The sequence below is a fragment of the Paenibacillus sp. CAU 1782 genome (assembly GCF_054551715.1).
In genome coordinates this window covers 811,262-835,762 of the sequence record NZ_JBTOLL010000001.1, presented here as the reverse complement: position 1 = coordinate 835,762, position 24,501 = coordinate 811,262, and the positions used below count along the sequence as shown (strand labels likewise).

The window sequence follows — 24,501 nt, the reverse complement described above, 5'->3', positions numbered from 1 at the left end:
GCTACAGAAAACAGAAGCTTTCGACACTGCGGCCAAAAGCTGTCCGCCATTCTGTCGAAAGCTGCTTTTTTGCCATCTTCTCCCTCTGGCGCTTATAATAAAGCTATGAAATAGATAGCGGGAGGAGCAGTGAGATTGAAGCAACAGGAAGATAACGCGCAGATCGGATTAGGCCGAGATGAGCTTTTGCGGGAATTGTGGCAGCGTTTTTGTCCAAACGAGCCCCTAGAGCTGACTATAGGGGAAAGCGGCATGAACAATGTTACGGTCATGGGGAGCTCGCGCGGCGAAAGGTTTGTTTTGCGCGTTTATAACAACTATGGAAATATGGGAGCGGTAAATTTAGAGCATGAGATGTTGGACAAGCTTGGCCAGCTCCCCGATCTGCCTTTTTTTGTGCCCCGGCCGTTGGCCAATGAAGCCGGAGAAACCGTGGCGGCATTGTCAGACGGAAGAGCCGGCGCCGTTTTTCGCTACATCGAAGGAGTTCGCCCGTCGGCAACATCGGAGAGGGACGCTTTTCAGTTAGGCGAAGCTGCCGGCCGCTTGATCAACACGATGAAGGACATCAAACTGAACGGCAAACCGCAATACAGTCCTTACCATGCCTTCGCCGCCTCATACGCCGCGATGACAGGCGAAAGACTGGTGTCGCTTGCCGATGCTTCGCCGCTTTTGGCAGGAAAGCGCGAGGAGCTTGCCGCTATCCAGCTCCACAGAGAGGAAGCGGAACGGCAATGTCCGGAAGCTGCCGCTCTGCCTCAGCAGTGGATTCACGGCGATCTCGTTTTCAACAACTCCTTGAGCGACGGCAGCCGCATTACCGGCATTCTGGATTTTGAATTTGTAACCGTCGATTGCCGCGCCATGGAGCTTGCCGTGCTTGTCGTTGATTTAATGAAGCCTTGGAATGAGGGAGCCGCACAGGGGATCCATGCCGTAATCCAGGGGTTTGGAAGCCAGGTCTCGCTGAACAAAAAGGAGCTTCGCCTCCTGCCCGTATTGGTTAAGCTGCGATTGCTGGATGTCGCGCTGCATTTTGCAATAAGGTTTGCGGATAGGATCGATAGCGACGAGGTGTTGGCCTGCATTATCGACGACACGATATACGGCCTGGATTGGCTAGCCAAGTATTCCATTCTGCCGGAGGGCTGAATGATAATTGAGGAGGAACAGGAATGAGCCTGGCACAGCAGTTGGGATATAGGGACGATGAGGTGCTTCTGATTATCAATGCGGATGATTACGGGTTATGCCACTCTGTCAACCAGTCCGTGCAGCAGCTGCTTGCAGAGGGGGCAGTCAGCTCCGCCACATTGATGACGCCATGCGCATGGGCGCGCGAGGCGGCTCATTGGAGCGCTTCCAACAAACATTTGGATGTAGGCGTCCATTTTACGTTTACAAGCGAATGGGAGATGTATAAATGGGGGCCGGTGACGGCTAGCGGAGACGTGTCTTCCCTGGTTACGGAGGAAGGTTATTTCCCGGCGGGAACAAAAGCATTCGAAGAACAGGCGGATGCCGGCCAAGTAAGGCTGGAGCTTATCAGCCAGTTGGAGCGAGCGCTCGCTTTTGGCATGACGCCAACTCATGCGGACAACCACATGGGCAGTGTATATGGACTTGCTACGGGCCGCCACTTCCTGACCGAAGTGCTGGAAGTATGCGCGGAGTACGGCCTGCCGTTTCGTCTGCCCCGATACATCACGCCTGAGAAAGGCGGCATTGCGCCGCCCGAGATGGAGGAAAAGGCGAAGGCTATAGCTGCTTTGGCGGATGCCAAAGGCGTCGTGATCCTGGATTATTTGGTAGGTTTACCCTTCCACAAGCAGGCGGAAGAAAACTACGAAAGCTTCAAAGCCGATATGAAAGGTCTGCTGGCTTCGTTGAAGCCAGGAGTGACGGAGCTGATTATTCATCCGTCTCTGGCGGCAGAGGAACTAAACGCCTTCCACGCGCAACCGGAGAAAAGGGTAATGGAGCATCAATTATTTAGGGATGAGGAAATGTCGGCCTTCATGAAGGAGCGCGGCATCAGGTTAATCAGGTGGCGAGAGCTCCAGCAGCTGCAGCAGGGGAAAAAAGCGTAAAGGATAAGGAGTGCAACGTAAATGTCATTTCAGGAAGTGCAGAGTTTGGCGGAGCGTCTGCGCCGCAATATCGGAGAGGTTATAGTCGGAAAAGAGGATGTCATCGAGCTGCTGTTTATCGGATTGGTCACCTCGGGACATGTATTGCTGGAGGATGTGCCGGGCACCGGCAAAACAATGCTGGCAAAAGCCTTTGCCAAATCGTTGTCGCTGCAATTCAAGCGCGTCCAATTTACGCCTGATTTGCTGCCCTCGGATTTAAGCGGCATTCATTATTATAATCAGAAGCAAAATGATTTTGTGTTTCGTTCAGGACCTTTGTTTACCAACCTGCTGCTTGCGGATGAGATCAATCGTGCAACGCCGCGGACACAGTCGAGCCTGCTGGAGTGTATGGAGGAACGGCAAATCAGCATTGACGGGGAGACCAAAACGCTGGAACGCCCGTTCATGGTAATCGCTACCCAAAACCCGGTTGAGCATCAAGGAACCTTCCCGCTGCCGGAAGCGCAGCTTGACCGGTTTCTTTTCAAAATCAAAATGGGCTATCCCACTCAAGGAGAAGGATTAAGCCTGCTGAAGCGGTTTAAGGAAACTAACCCGCTGGCTGATCTGCAAAGCATTGCCGGCAGCTACGAAATACAGCAGGCGCAAGAGGCTTATCCTGCCGTTAAGGCCGATGACGACGTGCTGCTTTATTTGCTGCAATTAGTAGAGCGCACGCGCGTCCGCGACGATGTGTTGATCGGAGTTAGCCCGCGCGGGAGTCAAGCGCTTCTTCGCGCTTCGCAGGTCCATGCTATATTGCGCGGCAGGGGCTTTGTGACGCCCGACGACATCAAAGCGATGGCGAAGCCCGTGCTTAGCCACAGGCTGGCGCTCCGCGCGCTGGGCAGAGGGCAGGAGCATGCCGGCAAAATCATTGATGAAATTTTGCAGGGGCTTGAAGTGCCGTCGGAAGCCGGACTTACAGCCCACTCGCCGAGCCGATGATCTTTGTATGGTTTATTTTAGCGGCAGGAGCTGTTCTCTTTGCTCAGAACCGGCTGTTCAAAGTATTGGTATTATCGCGCCTGAGCTATACGCGCCGCTTCCGCCAGAAGCAATGCTTCTGCGGGGACGAAGTGCAGCTGGTGGAGGAACTGCGGAATGAAAAGTGGCTGCCGGTTCCATGGCTTCGCGCGGAGTCGCTGCTGCCGAGCTCGCTCCGATTCCGGAAAAGCGATAATTTTGATGTCAGCAGCGGACAGTATTCCCAAAATCACCGCAGCTTTTTCAGCCTTGCGCCCTACACCAAACTAACACGGACTCATACGCTAACCGCAGCTAAGCGGGGAAAATTCAAGCTGGAAACCGTCACGTTGTCCGGGGGAGATTTGCTGGGAAATGGCGAACGTACGTTTGTTATCCCCCTGAAAAGCGAGCTGACCGTTTATCCGCTGCCATTGCTGCCCGATCTGGGCGACCTGCCGTCTCACAGCTGGCAGGGGGAGCACAGCGTCAGGCGCTACATTGCGCCGGATCCCTTCGTTGTTGTTGGCGCTAGGCCATACAGGAGCGGCGATACGATGAAATCCGTCGACTGGAAGGCAACCGCGCGAACGGGAGAGCTTCAGGTGCATCAATACGATTACACGGCGGACACGGAGCTGATGGTTTTTTTGAACGTGGAGAGCGGCAAAGGCATGTGGAGAGCCGTGACGGACGAAGAGCTGATTGAAACCGGCATCAGTTGGGCGGCGGGAGCGGTCGGCAAAGCGATTGCTGGAGGCATGTCGGCTGGATTTGCAAGCAATATGCCTCAAGAGGGCATGACTGAAAGCCCATACATCAAGCCGTCCGGCGGCCAAGAGCATCTTTATCGGATGCTTGACCTGATGGCGGGATTGCAAATGCAGCGTACGGAAGCGTTTGTGGAAGTGTTAAGAAGAGCCGAAACTGCCGGGACGACCAGCCAGGATATGCTGATCATTTCTACGTTTTGGGACGAAACGCTGGAGCAAGCGGCAGCCAGGCTGCGCTACAACGGCAATGCCGTAACGGTCTGGATGCTGGAAGGTAAGGGGGGCGCCCATGCAAGGGGAAAATAGCGCAGGCCAAAATTCCGAAGGTGCTGATAGAAACTGGAGCGACAGCTGGAAACCGGCGGTCCGGGGCATGGCGGAGCTCCTGTTTTATTTGCCTTTCCTGCTGCTTGCAGTCGTTTGGCTTTTGCCCCAACACGATGTTTATCCATGGCTGCTTACTTTGTGGCTGCCTTATACTGCAGCCGCGTTGTTGATCCATAAGTCGGAAACTCTAAAATTATGGCGCAGGCTTCTGGGAGCCGTGTTAATAGGCGCGGTTCATATTGCCGTATTTGCCTTTTTGCGGGGGCTGACCGATTATGGCGTATTATGGTTGCTCTGCATCGCAACTAGCATCTGGATGGCTGACAGAGGATTCGCTATGCGGTTGCAGGGATGGTACGATTCGTTCAGTTTTAATTCCATGGCTGCTTGTATCCTGGCATATTTCATTTTGACCGGCATCATTTATTGGGGGCCGGATCGGCTTGCTCCCTATTCAGCGCCAGCGGCGTTTTGTGGTATTGCAGCTCTCATTTTATTTTTGCTAACCGTTAATCACCGCCATTTGAGCAGAGAAATCATTGACAGAGGCAAAACCTCCGCAGTGCAATCGGCAAGAAGGCGAAACCAATGGATGATGGCTATTCTTGTTGGCCTGACTGTATTCATTTCTGTTTTCCGGCAGCTTCAGCAGTGGGTGGAGCAAGGGCTAAAAGGGGCGTTTGCGGCGCTCATGGAGCTATTCCGCTCGGAGCCGTCGCAGCCGCAACCAGAGGAGGCGATTCCGGAATCGCCTGATTCAATGCTGCCGCCGGTGGAGCCGCGAGAGCCCGCCCTTTGGATGAAACTGCTGGAGCAGGCGCTTTGGTATATCATCTATGGCTTAATCATCGTTGCCGCCATTGTATTGCTTTTTTTCGCCATTCGAAAGCTCATTGGCATGTCCAAATCGCTATGGGACAAGCTGTTCCATACAAAAACTCTCGACAATGGGGACGATACGGCGTACAAGGATGAAATCGAAAGCTTAGTGTCATTAAGCAAATGGAAGAGAAACAAGTCTTCCAAAGCCAAGGATACTAAGCGACATGCTTCCCAAGCATGGTCTCAGCTAGCTAGCAATCGTGAAAAAATCCGCTTTCTGTACGTACAGATGGTAAAGCGCGGCATTTCCGAGGGCTACTCATACCGCAAAGAACAAACGCCGAGGGAAACGGCAGAAGAATTGGCAAAGCAGCAGGAGGGACGGAATGGAGCGGCTGGATTTGAGCTGGACCGTTTTGTCGATCTTTACGAACAAGCAAGATATGGCGGCATGGAGCCGGATGCCCGGGAAGTAGAGCTGTACCGGAGCCGCTTGAACGGGGAAAAATGAACGAATCTCCAAAATAACGCCCCCTCCGTCATGCGGACGGGACCTGGTCGAGGAAATAAAGGACTCTTCAGGTTCCGCTCACGCATGGCTGAGGGGGCATTTCTTTCTATAATGTTCAACTTATATCGAGCGTTGCGAGAGCAACGCAGCTATTTTGACCCCGTGGAATCGGCCGGATTCAATAAAAATTTCGTTGGCTTCGCGTCGGGATGCCACAACGCCTGCCAGGAAAATGCCCTGGACATTGGTTTCCATCGTCTCCTCGTTAAAGGTAGGGAAACCCTCCGGCTCAATGGTGACCCCCGCAGCGGTCAAGAAATTCCGGTCGGGATGAAAACCCGTTAAAGCCAGCACAAAATCATTGGCAATCTCGGTTATGCCCTCCGGCCCTTTTACTGTCAGAGAACGAGGGTGGACTTCTGTCACATTGGATTTAAAAAACATGCCGATGGAGCCTTTGGCCACCTTGCTCTCGAATAGAGGACGCACCCAAGGCTTAATGCCGGGATAATATCCTTCTCCCCGATAAATAACGGTCACCTCAGCGCCAACCCGTTCCAGTTCAAGCGCCGCGTCAATCGCGGAGTTGCTGCCGCCAATAATCGCAACCTTCATGCCTACGTAAGGATGCGCCTCCCTGAAAAAATGGCTCACTTTGTCCATATTCTCACCAGGTATGTCAAGTATGTTGGGATGGTCAAAATAACCAGTAGCGATAACGACATTGTGGCAGCCAAACGTTAGCTTTTCATCAAAACGATCCGCGCCTTCCAGGACAAAGCTGCCGTCCGGCTGGCGATGAATAGCGTTAATTCCGACATAAGGCAAAATATTGACTTTATGCCGCTGGGCCGCCGTCCGATAATAATGGAGTGCTTCGATTCGCGAAGGCTTCTCGTGAGCGGTTGTAAACGGGATATCTCCGATTTCCAGAAGCTCCGGCGAACTGAAAAAATGCATATATGTAGGATATTGGGAAATGGAATGCGCAATGTTGCGCTTTTCGATAACGAGCGGTTTAATTCCAGCCCGCTGTAATTCAATTGCCGCTGCAAGACCACAGGGTCCCGCGCCGATAATAATGGTATGGTGAAATGATTGCACGCTTCATCCTCCTGATCTTTAATGCTGTACTGTCATTTTACTGCCACCGGGCCCCTTCTGCAAATGTGACGGAAATACGTTATTGTACAGGTTGCTGTATAGGGTATAATGGTTACAAAAATATTTTTTTGAATAACTTGTTAATCTCTTAATCTTAAGAGGCAAACGCAGGCTTCATCGGCTGCGCGAAGCCATTACAGAAAAAGCAAGGGGGAGACGCCGTGCGCAGGCGATTTGTTATTGAGGCGGTTATGATTGCTACGTATGGGCATCTTCTTGTACCTAGCCGTCCGGTCGACTTTATTGTGCCATATTCATCCATCGCGGAGCTGTATGATATGAGAGACGGAACACAGCCTGTCATGGATGACCCGGAGGAAGATGGGCATGTAAGAGCCAAAATCAATGAATTGATTGCTTTTTTCGAGGACTCGCTGAACCGCAAAAAAATTGAGAAGGCTCTTCAGGTGCCATGGCGGGAAAGCGCTCCGCTGCTGCTGAATGATAGCATTCAGTTTACGGTTGTTCATGCCGTGGACAATGCGCAATACGGCGAACGCTTTGATCCTGTAGAGACAGAACTGCTGTTGTCGGCCATCAAGCTGGATGTGCCGCTGCTCTCGGATCAATTCGAATTTCAGGATAAGCTGATCGAAGCGGAAGTACCGGTACAGGTTTATGATATCGAGGATTTTGAATTTGCGGTTGAGGAAGGCATTTCGCCTGTTGATTTGGAGCTGTAAGGGGCATTGGTCATGGCAGGGTGACCGGAAAAAGCGGCGGTACGGCAAGGTCATTCATCGGCCTTGCTGTCCGCCGCTCTTTTTTCGATGGCCTCGGCCATTGTTTTGTCCGTCAGGTGGGCATAGATTTGCGTAGTTTCGGGCGATGCATGTCCCAGCTGCTCCTGGGTTTTGTACAGATCATTCTGCAGGTAATAATCAGTGGCGAAAGAATGCCGCAGCTTATGGACGGACAGGAACGGCTTCCCAAACCGTTTGGCGTATTTAATGACCATGGCCTGTATCGCCCGTTTGGTCATGCGCGAACCCTCCTGCTTGCCGTTGGCGACCGCCAGAAACAAGGCCTTTTCACGCTTCGGCGCTTTATAACGGGTTTCGCGGAGGAGCAGATAAGCTTGAAGATCGGCAACGGCATCCTGACGGAAATAAACCGGCGTTTTGAAGGTATCGTCATTTTTGCCTTTTCGGTAAACATAACAAAGTCTCTTCTTCAGGTCGATGTCATCCACGTTCAGATTAACCAGCTCCGAAACGCGCAGTCCGGAATGGAGAATAAAGCTGATAATGCAGGAGTCTCTTGTTGCATTCAACTCGTAGGACAGTAGAGCTTGCTTGTTGGTCGCAACATCCGTACCGTATTGCACCTTCACATAATGCATAAACTCCGTTATTTCTTCCTCTTGAAGCAGCTTGCCTTCCAGCTTTGCAGCGGTATCCTTGGGTTTATGGCTTCTTTTGATGCTGACTTTGGCCATTACATTCCGCTTGAGCAGGGGGTAGAAATCATCGTCTTCAGCAATCTGGCTCAAATAATGGAACAGAGAGCGAAGGGAAGAAAGTTTGCGTGAGATCGTTGTCCGGTTATTGCGCTCGGGCTTGTGAGTCGACAGAAACATCCGATAGCTGTCGATGCTTTCCATCTTCAGCACTTCAAGGTCCTGAAGGGGGATATCCTTCCAGGTGGAGGCGGTTGTCAAGCCTTCGCCCATCAGCCAATTCATAAAGGTTTCATAATCGCGCATGTACTCCACCAGGGAGGACGGAGACAGATCGGGCAGCTTGTATTGAACAAACTGTTCAATATACCAGGGCATGAACGGCAGCTTGGCCTCCAGCTCCGCGCGGTCTTTCAGTTTGAGAATATTCACGGCGGTTCCTCCGGATAGATGTTTGTATTTCTATTGTAGCAACCGTATGCATGCGGAACAACAGAAAGTGTATAGAAAGCCCATGTTGAACAGTGTGCGTCTGTGAGTAAAGTCATGGTATAATATAGCGATAACGTTTGGGGGTGCAAAAAATGAAGGTTGAAATTTGGTCGGACTTTGTTTGTCCGTTCTGTTATATTGGCAAGCGCCGTTTTGAAGAGGCGTTGCTGCAGTTCCCTCATCGGGAACACGTGCAGACGACGTTCAAGAGCTTTGAGCTTGATCCCAATGCCGACTCATCGGCCCGCCGCAGCGAGATCGAGATGCTGGCGGGAAAATACGGCATGAGCCTGGAGCAGGCTAAAGGAATGACCGAAAATGTCGTCCAGCAAGCAGCTGCTGTTGGCTTGCATTTTACATTTGAAAACGCCTGTGCGGAAAATACGTTTCATGGCCATCGGTTAGCCCACTATGCCGAGTCGCAAGGGAAAGGCCTGGTTTTAAGTGAGCGTTTGCTTAAAGCGCATTTTACAGACAACTCTCCTATCGGCGATTATGAAAGTTTGGCTGATTTGGCTCAAGAGATCGGCCTTGACCGTAACGAAGCGCTGGCAGTGCTGGAAAGCGGACAATACGCTGATGCAGTCAGAGCCGATGAAGAGGAAGCGTCCCGCCTTGGCGTCCGAGGCGTGCCGTTTTTTGTGTTTGACCGCAAGTTTGCGGTATCTGGCGCACAGCCGGCGGAGGTTTTTCTGAACGCTCTGAACAAAGCCTGGGAGGAGCAAAACCCGGTCCTGACGGAACTTGCCGGGGATGAAGATGCAGCACTCTGCGAGGATGGAAGCTGCGCCGTACCGGGAACGGAAAATTCAGAATCAGCCAACGCGGGAGGGCAATCGAAATGAGTAAAGACAATCAAACTCTGTATGTGTTTGCGGGTTCCTATGCCTCTAGGGAGGAACAAGGGGTAAAGGTGTACAAGCTTGATGAAGAAACAGGCGCCCTTACGCTTCAGTCACAATACGCGGGATTGCAAAACCCCACTTTTGTCAATGTAGACGCCGAAAACAAGCTGTTGTATGCCATTTCGGAAGCGGTTGACGGAAACGGCGTCAAATCGGGCGAAGCCGCATCTTTCCGAATCGACGCAGCAACAGGCGCGCTAACGCCGCTGAACACTGCGGCTACCGTCCAGAACACGACTTGCCATATCCAACGCGATGCCCGAAATCGATATTTGACCGTGACCAGCTATCACGGCGGCATGACGGGATTGCTTGCCATTAACGAGGACGGCAGCATCGGAAACTTGCTTGATGTCAAGCAGCATGAAGGACGCGGACCCCATCCAAACCAGGATCGTCCCCATCCGCACTCCAGCTTCTATAGCCCTAACGGCAATTATTTGTATGTGCAGGATCTTGGGCTGGACATCATAGCGGTTTATTTGCTTGATGCAGAAAACGGCAAATTGGAACTGCAGTCCAAAACAAAACTGGAGCCAGGCGCAGGACCTCGCCATCTGGTATTCCATCCCACGGCTCCGTTTGTTTATGTCATTAATGAACTGAATTCGACGGTTACCGTTTTGCGTCATGACGCGCAATACGGGAGTTTGGAGGCGCTGCATTCGTACAGTACGCTTCCGGAGGGCTTCAGCGGCGAAAACGGCTGCGCCGAAATTGCCATTTCCCGTGACGGGAACTATTTGTACGGCTCCAATCGCGGACATGACAGCATTGTCGTCTACAAGGTAAACAGAGAAACAGGCGGGCTTGAGACTGTGCAGCATGTCTCGACAGGCGGCGGACATCCTCGCCATTTTGCTCTGACGCCAAATGGCAACTGGCTGCTTGCTGCCAATCGCGATGGCAACAACATCGTTACTTTCCGCGTCGACACGACTTCGGGCAAGCTTGAACCTGCGGGACACGAAGTTTCGGCGTCCAAGCCGGTTTGCGTCATCCCGGTTTATTTGTAACAACACCTTTATTTGAACAATTCAGGGATAGTTGCCGGGTTTACCCGTGATGCCTTTTAAGTTTATGACATTAATGATTAACGATGCTAATCATATAAATACTAGGGCTTCGCTCAGGAGCTAATTGCAGAAATGAAAGGAATCGTGTAGTTGTGAGTATTGCGGGAGACACCAAGAGTGATTTGAAACCAACGAAAATTTGGAAATGCAAAAATAGGGAATGCAAGGCCTGGGTCAGAGACGAATTTGCCGCGACGGAGCAGCAATGTCCGCTATGCAAAGGACCCATGCATCGCAGCATGAGGCATTTGCCACCGGTACAGAATAAGCCTAAGCGACAGCCGCGCGGAAGCAAAGAGTAGCAAAGGCATGAGCTGCGGAAAGGAAGGGCGAGGAAATGGGAAAAGGCTATATTGGAGAGGAAAATGCCGGGCGTCGGGAAGACCAAACCAATATCGCGCTCATTGATGGCGAATGTGTTTTGTGCCACAACCTTACGGCTTTTGCGGTCAAACATGACAAAAAGCGAAAGCTGCATTTTGCCACGCTGCAATCGCCTGTGGGCCGAAGATTGCTGGGCGAAGAAGCTATCGATGCAAAAGGCCCTCGTTCCTTCCTGTTTGTTCGGGGCGGAGTCATTTACAGCAGATCGGGAGCTGTCCTGCGTGCCGCCGCGACGGTTGGAGGATGGTTTTCGCTGCTGTATCTGTTCATTATTATTCCGGCGCCGCTGCGAGACTGGGCCTATGATTGGGTGGCCAAAAACCGATACCGCTGGTTCGGCAAGTCATCCAGCTGCCTGATGCCAAGCGAAGACGTAAAATCTCGCTTTTTGAAGGACGGGCTTCATTAGGGTGGTCGTTTGTCCATACCAGGTAGAAACGGAGTTTTTAGGGCATGAAACGATTTAAGAAGTTTTATATCGAGACAACAAGCATCTGCAATTTATCCTGTTATTTTTGTCCGCCAACCCAACGGGCAAAAGGTTTTTTGTCTGTTCAGGACTTTTCCGATACGCTGGATCAGATCAAGCCTTTTACCGACTATATTTATTTTCATGTTAAAGGCGAGCCGCTGCTCCACCCCAAGCTGGATGAACTGCTGGATATCAGCCATGAAAAAGGCTTTAAAGTCAACATCACGACCAACGGCACTTTAATCGTCAAAAACAGGGACAAGCTTCTGGGCAAACCTGCGCTGCGGCAAATCAATTTTTCGCTGCACAGCTTTGATGGACATCCCGGTTCCCAGGATAAAGCGGGTTATTTGGCTGATATATTAAGTTTCACGAAGGAAGCTGTAGCATCCAGCAAGCTGATAGTATCCTACCGCCTGTGGAATCTGGATATGGATAATGAGGTCAATCGCCAAGCGCATAAAAACCGCGAGCTGCTGGCCATGATCGAAGAAGCCTTTGGCCTGGATTATTTGATCGAAGAGAGATTTAAGCCGGGGAGCGGCGTCAAAATCGCAGAACGGATTTATTTGAACCAGGACCCTGAATTCAAATGGCCGGATCTCAAAGAGCCGGAGGACGACGGAAAAGGCTTCTGTCACGGCATGCGCAATCAGGCTGGCGTGCTGATCGACGGAACTGTCATTCCTTGCTGTCTGGATGGGGAAGGGGTTATTGATCTTGGCAATATCCGCAAGCAGCCGTTTGGCGATATTGTAAACGGCGACCGCGCGGTCAAGCTGTACGAAGGATTTTCCCGACGTGAAGCGGTGGAGGAGCTTTGCCGGAAATGCGGGTACCGTCAACGCTTCGGCACTTAAACATTTATTGAGGTTGTTCAAAAAGTCCGCTTTCCATTATGAAGGATGTCTAGCGGAACTTTTTGAACGAGAACGTACATGCGAGGCATAAATCCCGGCTTTGCCCGATAGCAAAAAGCTGACCGCGCAGGCAAGTATGACATATGGCGCGCTTTGCATGCCGAATAGCTCCGTGCCAAGCACCATGCAGGCTAGCGGTGTTTTGGCCGCAGCGCCGAATACCGCTGCAAAGCCCAGCGCCGCGAGCAATGAAGCTGGGAGCGAAAGCATTGGCGCAAGAGCGCTGCCTGCAGTTGAACCAATAACAAAAAGCGGCGTTACTTCACCGCCCGGAAATCCGGCGCCTAGCGTCACAACAGTAAATAATAGTTTGAGAAACGGCGCAAAGGGAGATGCGGGTTCCGCAAAGGCATTTTCCATTAAAGGCAGGCCAAGTCCCAAATAATCACGGCTGCCGATGGCATAAACCAGTATCACGACCAACAGGCCCCCGACAAAACCTCGAACGGGGGGATGGCTGAAGAGCGTTCCCAAGCCCCATTTAACAACGCTTAACCCCTTCACAAACATCAGAGCCATTAGCCCGAACACAACGCCCGCAACTGCAATTTTCATCAAAATCAAACCGCTCAGCTCCGGAACGAGTCCAATGGAGTAGTGACTGTGCCTTATGCCCCAGGCCAGGGTTACGCCATGACCGATATAACTTGCAAGCAAGCAAGAAAATAATGAGCGCAGGATCATATTCCGCTTAGCTCCAACCTCCAGGCCAAAAATCGCAGCGGCAATGGGAGTTCCGAATACGGAGCCAAATCCGGCGCACACGCCGTATAAGACGAGCAGACGGGAATCCCTCTCCGATAATCTCAGCCTTTTGCCTATTGCCGCAGACAAGCTGCCGCCCATTTGAACGGCGGTGCCCTCGCGTCCCGCGGAGCCACCCAGCAGATGGGTCAAAAGTGTTCCGAACAGAACCAGCGGTGCCATGGGAAATGGCACAATTCCTTTTCCTTGATGAATTTGCTCGAATACCAGATTGTTTCCCCGGCCGGCCTCTTTGCCGTATTTCATGTAAAGGAGTGCAGCAAAAGCGCCGCCAAAGGGAAGAAGCCACAACAAGAAGTCATGCTGAGCTTGAAGGGAAGAAACAACATGCAGGCCGGCAAGGAATAACGCGGAAGCCGAACCTGCAGCAAGGCCGGCGGCGGCAGGCAAACCGGCATAACGTAAGAGTAGCCCTGAAATTCCATCGATTGAAGATAGCTGTTTCATACTTAATTCGCAGCGCTTTCGGCTAAAATTTCCGCCTTCCGCTGTTCTCTTTCATCAGTGGAGAGAAGAGGGCAGGTATAACACTTTACGCCGCCTTCCTTACGGTCATTGAAGCAACAGGCGGATCGAACAATGAGTTTGCTTTCTGACTGCTGAAAGGGATTTTCGATCAATTTTGGCGTATGGGAAAACGGATTGCGGCGTCTTTCGAACAGCTCTCCCGGCAATGATTCCAGAATTGCAGATTGTTTATGGATTTGCTCAACGAAATGCGGAAGAGAAATTTGCCCGATAACATAATCCCGTACAGAATGCAGCCCCGAGCCAAACTGGTTCCAGATCATGTCCGGCTTGAACTCTGCGGTCTCCGCAACTGCGCGAATAAAGGGAACGGCGGTCCCGCTAATGAAAGCAGCCCAGCCTTCGGCAATATCACGCTCCCGAGCCTCGCCTTCAGCCGCAATGGGATGAAGCGTCAATTCATCAATACGATATCCCAGGTGGTAATAATCTCCGTGCTTTTCGAATTGCAAAGTTAAGTCCTGTAGCCTGAAATGAACAAAAACGTTGTTCATGCTCAAAAAATAAAGAGTGGCAGTACTCAGGTAAAACATCGTCCGTCCAATCATGGATGCGGGATAAAGCAGGCCGTGGCTTAAAGTGGCTTTTTCAAAATAATGCAATGTCTCGCGACAAGTTGCGGCATTCAGAATATCGGCTGCCGGGAGCTGATGTTCTGGGTGTTCGACACCCTGCGGCGAAATGCGATAAAACGAATGAATCATGGAAAAATCAAGCGGCTGAGCCGACATAAAGGTTTCCCTCCCACGTAAGTAACAGACATCTGCGCATTTGCGGCACAGTCTAGGTTTCAAGTCGAACTCATTATAGAAGCCGCCGCAACTCCTGTCAATGATTGCCGGCATAGCGCTTCTCCCGCTTGGTTTGCCTGACAGAAACCGAGAGCTCTCAAGCACTTTGGCATTTGCATGAAATGCCATTATAATAGAGTGGTATTGATGAAGGGAGTGGCGGACGGCCATGATAACAACAGAGAAAGTCGTAACTCCGGAGCAGCTCCGGGAGGCGTTCCGCGTACGGATGGAAGTATTCGTAGAGGAACAGGGCGTATCGGCGGAAGCCGAAATTGACGAGTATGAAGAAAGCAGCATTCATGTGCTGGCCCGCAACAACGGGCAACCCGCTGGCGCAGGCCGGCTAAGGGTCGTAGAGGAGACGGCGAAGCTGGAGCGGATTTGCGTGCTCAATCATTTCCGTATTGGCGGCACCGGCAAAGCAATTATGATCAAGCTGGAGGAGATTGCGAAGGAAATGGGGCTTAAGAAGGCAAAGCTGCATGCCCAGACGCAAGCTGCAGGCTTTTATGAAAAGCTTGGCTACGCCAGCGATTCCGACGTGTTTATGGAAGAAGGCATTCCCCATGTCAGAATGATCAAAGCTTTAAACTGACCGAAAGAAGGTTATCTCCTTGATATTTTCGACCTACACGTTTATTTTTATTTTTTTGCCCGTTACTTTTCTCGTCTATCGGGTATTAAGCGCATTTAAGCTGGCGCTTGCGGCCAAAATTTGGCTGGTGCTGGCGTCGCTTTATTTCTACGCGCAGGGCAGCGGAACGTTTACGGCGCTTTTCCTGGTTGACGTGCTCGTCAACTATGCCTTGGGCCATCTCATTATCCGCTGTATGAAAAACGGCGCCGCCTGGCGCGGAAGATTGCTGCTGACAGTTGGTCTTTTGCTCAATATCGCTTTTTTGGGTTATTACAAATACGCCAACTTCATGATTGAAAACATCAACATGCTGACGGGACAAGCCTTTGCCTTGCTGCAGATTGTGCTCCCGCTCGGCATTTCCTTTTACACCTTCCAGTTGATTGCTTATCTGGTGGACTGCTACCGCGGCAAAAGCGAAAAAACGCCGCTGGTGGATTTTATGCTGTTCATTACTTTTTTCCCGCAGCTGATCGTGGGACCGATTGTCCATCATGCCGATGTCATTCCGCAATACCAGTCCAAGGCGATGCCTGTGCTGAATGGTCTGAACATCATGACAGGCATTTTCCTGTTCTCCATCGGCTGCGCCAAAAAAATTATGCTGGCGGACCCGCTGACGAGCTATGCGGTTACCTTTTATTCCGACGTGGCGGCGGGAGACACGTTGACGGCCTGGCTTGCATCGGTCGGATATACGATCTCCTATTATTTTGACTTGTCCGGATATGCGGACATGGCGCTAGGACTCGCTCTGTTCTTTAACATCCGGCTGCCCCATAACTTCAACTCGCCGTATCGGGCACGGAATTTCCGTGAATATTGGCAGCGTTGGCATATGACGTTGTCCAAATTTTTGTCGGATTATATATTCAGAAGCTTTTACCGGAAAGGAAGCGGCAGCTTCAATTTTTATTTTTCGGTAATGATGACGTTTTTTGTATCCGGCTTTTGGCACGGCGCGGGCTGGCAGTTTATTCTGTGGGGCGTCATTAACGGCGTGTTTGTCTGTTTCGCCCACATGATGTACCGCAACAAATGGAAGCTTCCGTTCCTGCTGGCTTGGCTGCTGACATTTGCGGGGGTTGTATTGACCCGGATTCTGTTTGTTTCCAGGGACGCGAAGGAAGCATGGGACGTCATGGCGAAAATGATGAGCCTGAAGGATTTTGCCGGGATGGGGTTGACCGGGGCACTGGAGAAAATAATGTCATTCGGCGCGTATAACGCCTACGTCATTGTTCTGCTGCTGATCGGCATGGGCATTTCCTTCTTTGGGAAAAACAGCGCACAGCTAACCGAAAACTTCACGCCGCGCTTGCGCCATGCGGTTGTGGCTGCGGTGCTTCTGAGCATCAGTCTGGCGCAGATGACATCCGTATCCAAATTTTTGTACTTCCAATTTTGAGGTGAAAACATGACGTTACGCAAATGGCTGACCGCTTTTGTCGCTTCGCTGGTGCTTGGGGCCGGGCTTGTGGCGGGTTTTAATGTAATCGTCGACCCCTTCGGCGTGTTCGGGGACAAAGTGCTGGGCTGGCATGCTTATAATATGAACAACAATCCGCGCGTCGCCAAAATCGGCTATCTGGACAAGTATCACGAACGCTATAATTCCTATATTATCGGGGGCTCCAAGTCCAGTTCCATATCGCCGGAGCTGCTGGATCGCTATTATGGCGACGATGCCAGCTTTTACAGCATGCTGATGTACGGCGGCGACTTTAACGATTATGAAAAAACGGTCTATTATCTAATGGATCACTATAAGCCGGAAAATATCGTGCTTCATATGAGTCTGCAGGAAATTAGCCATTTCAATGAAAAAGCGACGGATTTCAAGCAATCGCTGCATGGCAAAGTTTCAGGCGAGCCGCTGTGGCGGTTTTATCTGGATTACCTTAAGCTCAATCCTTCTTACAGTTACGCCAAGCTGGAGGGTTATGCAAAAAGAGCTGCTGATCCGTTTCAATTTGCGACTTTTATCCCCGAAACCGGCGTATACAATAAGGTGAGACGGGATGCGGAACCCGTGGACGACCGGGAAGCCTTCATGGCGGCCAACAGTACGGCATTTGCTCCCTTCGGCAAGCTGGAGGCCGTTGCGCTGGACAAAAACGTGCAGTCCCTGAAACGTATCAAGGATTATGTGGAATCGAGAGGGGCTACCTTTCGCCTGATCACGGGGGCGACGTCGGAGCAGGAGATGAAAAGCTACGATCTGGCGAAGCTGAAGGAATATTGGGTCAAGCTGGCGGATGTAACGGACTTTTGGGATTTTACCGGCTACACCGGTATTAGCGGAGATCCCCGTTATTTCTATGATACAATGCATTATCGGAATACGCTGGGGGAAATGATGCTGGGCTACATATTCCAGGACCCCGAAGTTTATGTGCCGGCCGATTTTGGACACTACACCACGGCGGAAAACGTCAAGGACCATGCAGAGCAGGTATTTGCTGCGCCTCCGGCATTATCCGGCGAAAAAGCTACCGTGCCGATTCTGGTTTATCATCATATCGACGACAATCCCTACGAACCGAATTCGCTGATTATACCGGTTGCCAAATTCCGCACCGACATGGAAGCGGTCAAGGCGGCTGGCTTCCAAACAATCACCCTGCAGCAGGTCATCGATTATGTTGACGGAAAGGCCGAACTCCCGGATAATCCGCTAGTCATTACGTTTGACGACGGCTATTTGAGTAATTACGAATATGCCTATCCCGTTTTGAAGGAGCTCGGCATGCATGCCACCATTTCCGCCATCGGCTGGTCGGTCGGCAGGGACGAGCATCGGCTTCCCGGCAAGCAGTTCTATCCGCATTTTACGTGGGAGCAGGCGAAGGAGATGGAGGATTCCGGTGTGATCGATATCCAGAACCATTCCTTCGATATGCATGAAACGTCGCCCGATGATTCCGAAGTGCGCAATGGGGTGCTGCCAAAAGAAGGCGAAAGCACCGGGGCGTACGCAAGAGCTTTGACAGAGGATCTTCAATATATGAAGGATCAGATTGAAGAGCATGCCGGTGGCGAGGTCAACGTGTTTACGTACCCGTTTGGCTATTATACACATCTCTCGGAGCAAGTCTTGAAGGATTTGGGCTACCGTTCGACGTTATCCACTAAATCCGGGTTGAACGAAATTGTCAAGGGCGATACGAGGACTCTGTTTGCGCTTAAGCGAATCAACGCTGGGCCGGAAGTGCCAAGCGAAGTATTGGTGCAAAGATTGCAAGGAAAATGACGGAAAAACGGAGGCGTACAAATGAAAGCAATCGCGCAGCTAGGTCCGGGAAAGCCGGAAGAGCTTATATTGACCGAGCTTGACAAGCCGGCGCCCGGAAGCGGCGAAATTGTGGTCCGCATTCATGCGGCAAGCTTAAACCCGGTCGATTACAAAATGATGGCCGCCGGACATCTTTCCTGGACCTACCCCCATGTGCCCGGCGTAGACGCATCGGGTATGGTGGAGGAGGTCGGCGAGGGAGTGACGGAATGGCAAAAGGGGGACCGGGTCGTTTTTCATGGAAGCGTATTTGCTGGCGGCGTATGCGCGGAATATGCGGTCACGACGGCGCATACCGTCTCCCGCATCCCGGACCGCGTCAGCTTTGAAGCAGCCGCGGCTTTTCCTTGCGCGGGCTTAACAGCCTATCAGGCGCTTATCCGATGTATGCACATTCAACCCGGCCAATCCCTGTTCGTTCATGGAGGAGCGGGAGGCGTAGGCGGGTATGCCATACAATTGGCACGCGTATTTGGCGCCGGAACGATCATGACAAGCTGTTCGTCACATAATTTTGATTATGTAAACAAATTGGGTGCTGATTTCGCTTTTGACTACAATTCCGAAGACGTGCATGCCCGAATGCTGGAAGCTACCGGAGGGGAAGGGCCGGATCTTATTTTGAATACGGTTAATCGCGCCGTATCGCAGAAGGATCTAAGCGCGCTATCATTTGGCGGACAGCTCGCTTGCATAGCCGGAGCTCCGGAAACCGTTGCGGATTTTCAGCCCTCCACCAAAACCTTTACTTTGCATAAGCTAATGCTGGGCGGGGCGCATAACTCGGGAAGCACAAAAGCGCAGAGGGATCTTGCGACAATGGGCAATGAGTTCCTGGGATTAATGGCTAAAGGTCTAATTGACCCTATGATTGAACAAATAATCGCTTTAGAGGAAGTGCCCCAAGCGTTAAAAAGACTCTCGGAGCGCCATGTGCGCGGCAAAATTGTCGTGAAGGTACTACAATAAGTTAGTACTATCCGGTTCGGCTCCCTTTTCTTATGATGAAAGCAGAAGAGGGGGAGTCGGATTTGAAACGTTCATCATGGGAAAATGTCGGTTTGTTTGTGGTGTTTGCGCCAATGATTGCGCTTGTTGGATTTGTTCTTTGGGTCGGAACGGCCATATTTATAAGCGATCGTCTCTATACCTACCTGATTCCGGTTGCGGTGATTGCGGGTATTGCCTTGCTCGCCATCGGTTTATTGGGCGGGCTTAAGGGCAAGTGGGGCAAACGACTGATCGGCGCTTTGTTGATTGCGGCCATTTTAACGATTGCGGGCAATGAAAGCGTCAAGCTTTATCATAAAAGCTTTGGAGTAGTCGGCAGCGAGGTCAGTCTGTATGCCTATAAACCGTTCACCAAAGGCACAAAGGCGGTTTCGCTGGACGAGGAGCCTGCCTTTAAATCCGGACAGCCGCTGCCCGCAATGGACGGAGCGACTGCGCTATACCCGTTGTACTCATCATTTGCCCAAGCTGTTTATCCGGAGGGCGATTACAACCCAAGCAACAGCAAGGTTCGCTCTAGCAAAACGCCTGAGGCGTATGCAAGCTTGATAAAAGGCGAAGCTGATATCATTTTTGTTGCGGGACCGTCCGACATGCAGCTGCAGAATGCCAAAACGGCTGGTGTCGAAATGAAACTGACGCCGCTTGGTAAAGAAGCCTTTGTCTTTTTTGTACATAAGGATAATCTCGTCACAGGGCTGACAACTGAGCAAGTAAAAGAAATCTATTCGGGTAAACTAACAAACTGGTCGCAGCTAGGCGGCAAAAACGGAGCCATTAAAGCGTTCCAGCGTCCGGAAGACAGCGGAAGCCAAACAGCGCTTCAGCGCCTGATGGGTGAAACGGAACTGATGGAGCCGCTGAAGGAAGAGATTGCCGGAGGCATGGGCGGCATCATTTCGCAAACAGCTGATTATCGCAATTATCCCGGAGCAATCGGTTATTCTTTTTTGTTTTATGCAACGGAAATGGTGGGCAACGGCAAAATCCGCTTGCTTGAAATCGATGGAATCGCACCAACACGAGAAAACATAAGCAATGGTACATATCCGCTGGCCAGCAATTTTTATGCGGTTACAACGGACTCTGACAATCCCAACTTGGAAGGGCTGCTGGAGTGGATAACGTCGGAGCAGGGGCAAAAAATCGTAGAGAAGGTTGGCTATACGCCAGTGGGCAATAACTAGGACAGGAGAGGTGCCGTTTGAAACCTTACATTTTTTCGGACCGTCCGCTGCCGGACAACGTGAAGGCTTATTTAATGGAGCATAGCCGTCTGGACGTTTGGGAAGGCAAAGATACATTAACACGCGAGGAGCTGCATGCCAGGCTGGCTGAGGCTAACGGATTTCTGACGGCAGGCCGGCGGGTGGATAAAGAGCTGCTAGCGGCTGCGCCAAAGCTGCAAGCCGTCAGCACGGTCAGCGTAGGCTACAATCATTTTGCCATAGAGGATATGCTGGCAGCGGGAGTGGTTGGCACGCATACGCCATACGTGCTGGATGACTCGGTTGCGGATCTTGTGCTGGCCCTTATGTTGTCCAGCGCCAGGCGAGTGGCAGAGCTGGATCGGCATGTTCGCGAAGGCAAATGGAAACGGGGAGATGGAGATAACCTGTTTGGCATTGACGTTCATCATGGAACGGCGGGCATTATCGGAATGGGACGAATCGGGGAAGCTGTCGCAAGGAGAGCGGCCCTTGGCTTCGGCATGAAAGTGCTCTATCACAACCGCAGCCGCAGACCGCATGTGGAAGCAAACTATGGCGCTGCCTATGCTACATTGGAAGAGCTTCTGCAGCATAGCGATTTCGTTATTATGCTGGCTCCGTTGACGGAAGATACAAAAGGATTGTTGGGCGCCAGGGAGTTTGCGATGATGAAGCCAAGCACGATCCTTATTAACGCTTCGCGCGGCGCCACGCTTGACGAAGATGCCTTGATCGACGCATTGGAGAGAGGCGTCATACGCGGTGCGGGCCTGGACGTGTTTGAACGGGAGCCGCTTCCTCAAGACAGCCGCTTGGTGAAGCTGGACAATGTTGTGCTCTTGCCGCATATTGGCTCCGCCACGACTAAAACCCGCACTGATATGGCGATGCTTGCCGCCGAAAATCTGGTCAGCGCGCTGAAGGGCGAAACGCCCTCCTGCTTAATTCCTGAATTCAAGTCGTAGCCAAACGGCGAGGACCGCTTACGACGAAATACCGTCGGCTTTTACAACCTCCACGCGATTGGAGAAAAAGACGGCTCCGCCTCCCATATCGGACAAGCGCTGAGGAGTCAGCTTGTTTACCGCTCCTTTGCCGCCGCTGGCATCATCCCACCATAACCCTTGGGTCACCAGCACGCCGGGGAGCACATCCTCGCCGGTTTTTAACGTTAATTCAATCTCGCCGCGATCGTTGCGAACAAGCACCTGATCGCCTTCGGCCAGCTCCAATGCCGCCGCGTCATCGCGGTGCATAACGAGAGTTGGCCTTTTTTCCAGCTTTTGAAGCTTGGCCTGATTGGCGAAGGTTGAATTAAGATAGCTGTGATTCGGCCCAGTTGTCAGCCAGAACGGATAATCAGTTTCCTCCAGCAACGGCGTGTGAACAGGGACGGGGGACAGGCCGGCGGCTTTCATCGAGCCGGAATAAAACTCAACCTTTCCGCTTGGCGTCCGGAGGCGCTCCTCCAGAAGAACGCGGCGGCCTCCGCCGGCTTTTAGCCAGTCATGCTCCCGCAACGTATCTAGATTGATTCCTTCAAGCAAAGGATTTAGTTCGGGGTCAAGCGCATCGGCAATCATTTGCTCCTCATCAATATCAAACGCCTCGGGCTCAAAGCCCATCCGAAGTCCCAACTCCTTGAACAAGGTGAAATTGGATTTGCATTCTCCTGGAACCGGCAAAACGGGTTTGCCTAACTGTACGTATAAGTGCCAATAGGAAGAATACAAATCAAGATTCTCCATATGGGATGTAGACGGCAGCACAAGGTCGGCATATTGAGCCGTATCCGTCTGGAAGAGATCATGAACCACGATAAACAAATCCTCGCGCATCAATCCGTCTCTGACCTTATTGAGCTCCGGCGCAACAATGGCGGGATTGCTATTGTAGACAAACAACATGCGGATTGGCGGGTCCAGTTCCGTCAGCGCTTCTCCCAACCGGTTCATATTGATTTGGCGGACGCCGGGATTGGATGCAAGATCGGGGCGCTCCACCTTGCTGCCGTTAAAGCGGGAGTACCAGCCGTTGCCTTTCATCGCGCCGCCCCCGGGAATATCCCATTGTCCGGTCAAAGCGGGGAGACAAGCGATTGTGCGAACGATCATACCTCCATTGTCATGATGCTGCAGGCCGTTGCCGATTCGGATAAAAGAAGGGGAGACGCTGCCGTACAAATGGGCCAGCTCTTCGATTTTTGCCGCAGGCACGCCCGTCAGTTCAGCCACGACATGAGGCTCGTAGCGTTTTGCTTCCTCGGCAAGCTCGTCATATCCGATTGTAAACTGATTGACAAAATCATGGTTCACCATGCCGTCGCGAATCAGCACATGCATGAGGCCAAGCGCAAGAGCTCCATCCGAACCAGGATTGACCAGAATAAATTCATCGGCCCATGTCGAAGTGCGGTTGCGATGCACATCGATATGGATGATGCGAGCGCCTCGTTTGCGGGCCTCCGACGCCAAAGCCGTCTGATGCATATTAGTGGAAACCAGGTTGCAGCCCCAGATGATAAACAGCTTGGTATGAATGGTTTCTTCCGGATCGATGCCCGCGGACGCGCCCATTGTATAGCTGTAGCCCGCCGAACCGGCCGCGTTGCAGATCGTCCGCTGGAGATGGCTGGCGCCTAGACGATGGAAAAAGCGCCGATCCATGCCTTCCGCGCTGAGTACGCCCATATTGCCGTAAAAGCTGTACGGCATAATGCTTTCTGCGCCGTAACGTTCTGTCAGATCCTTCATGCGAGAGGTGATTTCATCAAAAGCTTCCTCCCATGAGATGCGCTGGAACTGGCCGCTTCCTTTGGGTCCAATCCGGCGCATAGGGTGCATGAGCCGATCAGGATGATGGATGCGATCCGGCAGTTGCCTTACCTTATTGCATATTGCCCCTTTAGTAACGGGGTGTTCAGGGTCGCCGGTGACGCTTGTCACTTTACCCTCGTTAACAGTCACATGAAGCCCGCATGTATCGGGGCAATCAAAGGGACATACGGAACGGACAATGCCGTCGGATACAAATGTTGTCATGGGTTCACACAACCTTTCATTCATGCAGGCTCCCTAGAAGGACAAAGCCTTATTTTGCTGATAAGTCTATTATTCAGTATACTCCTTTTGGCCGTTCCTTTAAATAATGAGAAGGGGGCACGCCAAACTGCCGTTTGAACAAGCGCTGAAAATAGGAGACATCGGTATAACCCAGATACTCTGAAATTTCGGTGATGCTAAGCAGCGATTCCGTGAGCATATAGACGGCTGTGCGCATTCTCACTGCATGAACATATTCGCTAATCGTTTGGCCGGTCATCCGGCGAAAGAGGGAGGCGGCATAGTTGGGACTGCGTCCAATGCATTCGCCAAGCAGCTCTTTTGTTATTTTATCGCGATAGCCGGTCCCGATATAGGCTTTCATCCGCTCCGTATGTTGAATGCAAATATCGGAGGGTTCGCCGCGATCCAACTCGCGGCTCCAGAGCACGAGCGTTTCCATGATAACGGCCGCATTGCGGACGGCGGCGTAGGGGGCATCTTCCTCCCATTCCTTGGCGGCGGAGCGGAGCCTTTCCACGCTATAGTCAAAGCAGCCCGCTTTGGCTGCAGCGCCGCTGTCATTTTGGAGCAATGGGAGTGTCACATGATTGACATTTGTTTTCAAAAAATAGACAAGTTTTTCGTGAAAGACGGTTGGAACGCTTTTGCCGTAGTAGTCTGCGCCGGCAGGAATATAGAGGAAGTCGCCTTTCTCCGCAATAATTTTCTTACCATTAATGCGAAAAAGGCATTTGCCGTAGGTCATGACGATAAACAGCGATAAATCGGCATTTTCCTTGGAATCTCCGTACCAGCCCATGCCACGGTCAAAGCTGATCTTTTCCACTGTGAGCATGCTCCACCTCG

The 24,501-nt window shown here is 51.7% G+C and carries 23 protein-coding genes; 17 read left to right on the top strand and 6 right to left on the bottom strand.

Annotated elements, in window-relative coordinates; all coding sequences use genetic code 11:
- Window positions 1–135 precede the first annotated feature (135 nt).
- From ACX93W_RS04095 to ACX93W_RS04075, 5 genes are read left to right on the top strand one after another with little or no spacing between them, the layout of a single operon-like run.
- Entirely contained in the window at window positions 136–1,155 is a 1,020-nt protein-coding gene (locus tag ACX93W_RS04095; RefSeq protein WP_459391037.1) for a phosphotransferase, read from the top strand.
- Window positions 1,156–1,178: 23 nt separating this feature from the next.
- Window positions 1,179–2,093 carry a polysaccharide deacetylase family protein gene (locus tag ACX93W_RS04090; protein ID WP_459391036.1) on the top strand — a complete coding sequence of 305 codons (915 nt, stop codon included), beginning with the start codon at window positions 1,179–1,181 and terminating at the stop codon, window positions 2,091–2,093.
- Between the two features lie 21 nt (window positions 2,094–2,114).
- Complete coding sequence (locus ACX93W_RS04085; RefSeq protein WP_459391035.1) at window positions 2,115–3,086, top strand: AAA family ATPase; 972 nt, start codon at window positions 2,115–2,117, stop codon at window positions 3,084–3,086.
- Entirely contained in the window at window positions 3,083–4,183 is a 1,101-nt protein-coding gene (locus ACX93W_RS04080) for a DUF58 domain-containing protein (RefSeq protein ID WP_459391034.1), read from the top strand. Before ACX93W_RS04085 ends, ACX93W_RS04080 begins: the two co-directional genes overlap by 4 nt.
- A complete protein-coding gene (locus tag ACX93W_RS04075; protein WP_459391033.1) occupies window positions 4,167–5,537 on the top strand; it encodes a DUF4129 domain-containing protein in 1,371 nt (456 codons plus the stop codon). Before ACX93W_RS04080 ends, ACX93W_RS04075 begins: the two co-directional genes overlap by 17 nt.
- A gap of 120 nt (window positions 5,538–5,657) precedes the next feature.
- On the opposite strand, the gene ACX93W_RS04070 is transcribed toward ACX93W_RS04075, so the two are convergent.
- Entirely contained in the window at window positions 5,658–6,641 is a 984-nt protein-coding gene (locus tag ACX93W_RS04070; RefSeq protein WP_459391032.1) for a YpdA family putative bacillithiol disulfide reductase, read from the bottom strand.
- Between the two features lie 221 nt (window positions 6,642–6,862).
- Here ACX93W_RS04070 and ACX93W_RS04065 point away from each other — a divergent pair, with 221 nt between their 5' ends.
- Window positions 6,863–7,384, top strand: coding sequence for an ADP-heptose synthase (locus ACX93W_RS04065; RefSeq protein ID WP_459391031.1), 522 nt, complete (start codon window positions 6,863–6,865; stop codon window positions 7,382–7,384).
- Between the two features lie 50 nt (window positions 7,385–7,434).
- Here the strand turns inward: ACX93W_RS04065 and xerS are convergent, their stop codons facing one another.
- Entirely contained in the window at window positions 7,435–8,532 is a 1,098-nt protein-coding gene (xerS, locus tag ACX93W_RS04060; RefSeq protein WP_459391030.1) for a tyrosine recombinase XerS, read from the bottom strand.
- A 152-nt stretch (window positions 8,533–8,684) separates the two neighbouring features.
- Between xerS and ACX93W_RS04055 the strand changes: the two genes are divergently transcribed.
- From ACX93W_RS04055 to ACX93W_RS04035, 5 genes are all read left to right on the top strand, one after another.
- Window positions 8,685–9,437: a DsbA family oxidoreductase gene (locus ACX93W_RS04055; protein ID WP_459391029.1), complete on the top strand. Its 753-nt coding sequence runs from the start codon at window positions 8,685–8,687 to the stop codon at window positions 9,435–9,437.
- Complete coding sequence (locus ACX93W_RS04050; protein WP_459391028.1) at window positions 9,434–10,513, top strand: lactonase family protein; 1,080 nt, start codon at window positions 9,434–9,436, stop codon at window positions 10,511–10,513. Before ACX93W_RS04055 ends, ACX93W_RS04050 begins: the two co-directional genes overlap by 4 nt.
- A 152-nt stretch (window positions 10,514–10,665) precedes the next feature.
- Window positions 10,666–10,875: a cold-inducible protein YdjO-related protein gene (locus tag ACX93W_RS04045; protein ID WP_459391027.1), complete on the top strand. Its 210-nt coding sequence runs from the start codon at window positions 10,666–10,668 to the stop codon at window positions 10,873–10,875.
- Between the two features lie 35 nt (window positions 10,876–10,910).
- Window positions 10,911–11,366: a thiol-disulfide oxidoreductase DCC family protein gene (locus tag ACX93W_RS04040; protein ID WP_459391026.1), complete on the top strand. Its 456-nt coding sequence runs from the start codon at window positions 10,911–10,913 to the stop codon at window positions 11,364–11,366.
- Window positions 11,367–11,410: 44 nt separating this feature from the next.
- Entirely contained in the window at window positions 11,411–12,289 is an 879-nt protein-coding gene (locus ACX93W_RS04035) for a radical SAM/SPASM domain-containing protein (protein WP_459391025.1), read from the top strand.
- Between the two features lie 36 nt (window positions 12,290–12,325).
- Here ACX93W_RS04035 and ACX93W_RS04030 read toward each other — a convergent pair whose 3' ends face one another.
- Both ACX93W_RS04030 and ACX93W_RS04025 read right to left on the bottom strand, forming a co-directional pair.
- Window positions 12,326–13,561, bottom strand: coding sequence for a chloride channel protein (locus tag ACX93W_RS04030; protein ID WP_459391024.1), 1,236 nt, complete (start codon window positions 13,559–13,561; stop codon window positions 12,326–12,328).
- A gap of 2 nt (window positions 13,562–13,563) precedes the next feature.
- Window positions 13,564–14,373 carry a hypothetical protein gene (locus ACX93W_RS04025; protein ID WP_459391023.1) on the bottom strand — a complete coding sequence of 270 codons (810 nt, stop codon included), beginning with the start codon at window positions 14,371–14,373 and terminating at the stop codon, window positions 13,564–13,566.
- Between the two features lie 229 nt (window positions 14,374–14,602).
- Between ACX93W_RS04025 and ACX93W_RS04020 the strand changes: the two genes are divergently transcribed.
- From ACX93W_RS04020 to ACX93W_RS03995, 6 genes are all read left to right on the top strand, one after another.
- Window positions 14,603–15,031 (top strand): GNAT family N-acetyltransferase, encoded by a 429-nt coding sequence (locus ACX93W_RS04020; RefSeq protein WP_459391022.1) that lies wholly within the window; start codon window positions 14,603–14,605, stop codon window positions 15,029–15,031.
- 19 nt (window positions 15,032–15,050) lie between these two features.
- On the top strand, window positions 15,051–16,481 hold the full coding sequence (locus ACX93W_RS04015; protein ID WP_459391021.1) for an MBOAT family O-acyltransferase: 1,431 nt from the start codon (window positions 15,051–15,053) through the stop codon (window positions 16,479–16,481).
- A 9-nt stretch (window positions 16,482–16,490) separates the two neighbouring features.
- Window positions 16,491–18,326, top strand: coding sequence for a polysaccharide deacetylase family protein (locus tag ACX93W_RS04010; protein ID WP_459391020.1), 1,836 nt, complete (start codon window positions 16,491–16,493; stop codon window positions 18,324–18,326).
- Between the two features lie 21 nt (window positions 18,327–18,347).
- Window positions 18,348–19,337, top strand: a complete 990-nt coding sequence (locus tag ACX93W_RS04005) for a zinc-binding dehydrogenase (protein ID WP_459391019.1) — start codon at window positions 18,348–18,350, stop codon at window positions 19,335–19,337.
- Window positions 19,338–19,399: 62 nt separating this feature from the next.
- On the top strand, window positions 19,400–20,566 hold the full coding sequence (locus ACX93W_RS04000; protein ID WP_459391018.1) for a PstS family phosphate ABC transporter substrate-binding protein: 1,167 nt from the start codon (window positions 19,400–19,402) through the stop codon (window positions 20,564–20,566).
- Window positions 20,567–20,583: 17 nt separating this feature from the next.
- Window positions 20,584–21,555: a 2-hydroxyacid dehydrogenase gene (locus ACX93W_RS03995; RefSeq protein WP_459391017.1), complete on the top strand. Its 972-nt coding sequence runs from the start codon at window positions 20,584–20,586 to the stop codon at window positions 21,553–21,555.
- Window positions 21,556–21,573: 18 nt separating this feature from the next.
- On the opposite strand, the gene ACX93W_RS03990 is transcribed toward ACX93W_RS03995, so the two are convergent.
- A complete protein-coding gene (locus tag ACX93W_RS03990; RefSeq protein WP_459391016.1) occupies window positions 21,574–23,631 on the bottom strand; it encodes a molybdopterin-containing oxidoreductase family protein in 2,058 nt (685 codons plus the stop codon).
- 73 nt (window positions 23,632–23,704) lie between these two features.
- Window positions 23,705–24,490: a helix-turn-helix domain-containing protein gene (locus tag ACX93W_RS03985; RefSeq protein ID WP_459391015.1), complete on the bottom strand. Its 786-nt coding sequence runs from the start codon at window positions 24,488–24,490 to the stop codon at window positions 23,705–23,707.
- Between the last annotated feature and the right edge of the window lie 11 nt (window positions 24,491–24,501).

Bases quoted from the DNA above. Each gene is read 5' to 3' on its own strand.
- ACX93W_RS03985 (WP_459391015.1), bottom strand. From the start codon at position 24,490: ATGCTCACAGTGGAAAAGATCAGCTTTGACCGTGGCATGGGCTGGTAC.
- ACX93W_RS03990 (WP_459391016.1), bottom strand. From the start codon at position 23,631: ATGACAACATTTGTATCCGACGGCATTGTCCGTTCCGTATGTCCCTTT.
- ACX93W_RS04080 (WP_459391034.1), top strand. From the start codon at position 3,083: ATGATCTTTGTATGGTTTATTTTAGCGGCAGGAGCTGTTCTCTTTGCT.
- ACX93W_RS04055 (WP_459391029.1), top strand. From the start codon at position 8,685: ATGAAGGTTGAAATTTGGTCGGACTTTGTTTGTCCGTTCTGTTATATT.
- ACX93W_RS04035 (WP_459391025.1), top strand. From the start codon at position 11,411: ATGAAACGATTTAAGAAGTTTTATATCGAGACAACAAGCATCTGCAAT.
- ACX93W_RS04030 (WP_459391024.1), bottom strand. From the start codon at position 13,561: ATGAAACAGCTATCTTCAATCGATGGAATTTCAGGGCTACTCTTACGT.
- ACX93W_RS04005 (WP_459391019.1), top strand. From the start codon at position 18,348: ATGAAAGCAATCGCGCAGCTAGGTCCGGGAAAGCCGGAAGAGCTTATA.
- ACX93W_RS04020 (WP_459391022.1), top strand. From the start codon at position 14,603: ATGATAACAACAGAGAAAGTCGTAACTCCGGAGCAGCTCCGGGAGGCG.
- ACX93W_RS04010 (WP_459391020.1), top strand. From the start codon at position 16,491: ATGACGTTACGCAAATGGCTGACCGCTTTTGTCGCTTCGCTGGTGCTT.
- ACX93W_RS04050 (WP_459391028.1), top strand. From the start codon at position 9,434: ATGAGTAAAGACAATCAAACTCTGTATGTGTTTGCGGGTTCCTATGCC.
- ACX93W_RS04085 (WP_459391035.1), top strand. From the start codon at position 2,115: ATGTCATTTCAGGAAGTGCAGAGTTTGGCGGAGCGTCTGCGCCGCAAT.
- ACX93W_RS04025 (WP_459391023.1), bottom strand. From the start codon at position 14,373: ATGTCGGCTCAGCCGCTTGATTTTTCCATGATTCATTCGTTTTATCGC.
- ACX93W_RS04075 (WP_459391033.1), top strand. From the start codon at position 4,167: ATGCAAGGGGAAAATAGCGCAGGCCAAAATTCCGAAGGTGCTGATAGA.
- ACX93W_RS04090 (WP_459391036.1), top strand. From the start codon at position 1,179: ATGAGCCTGGCACAGCAGTTGGGATATAGGGACGATGAGGTGCTTCTG.
- ACX93W_RS04040 (WP_459391026.1), top strand. From the start codon at position 10,911: ATGGGAAAAGGCTATATTGGAGAGGAAAATGCCGGGCGTCGGGAAGAC.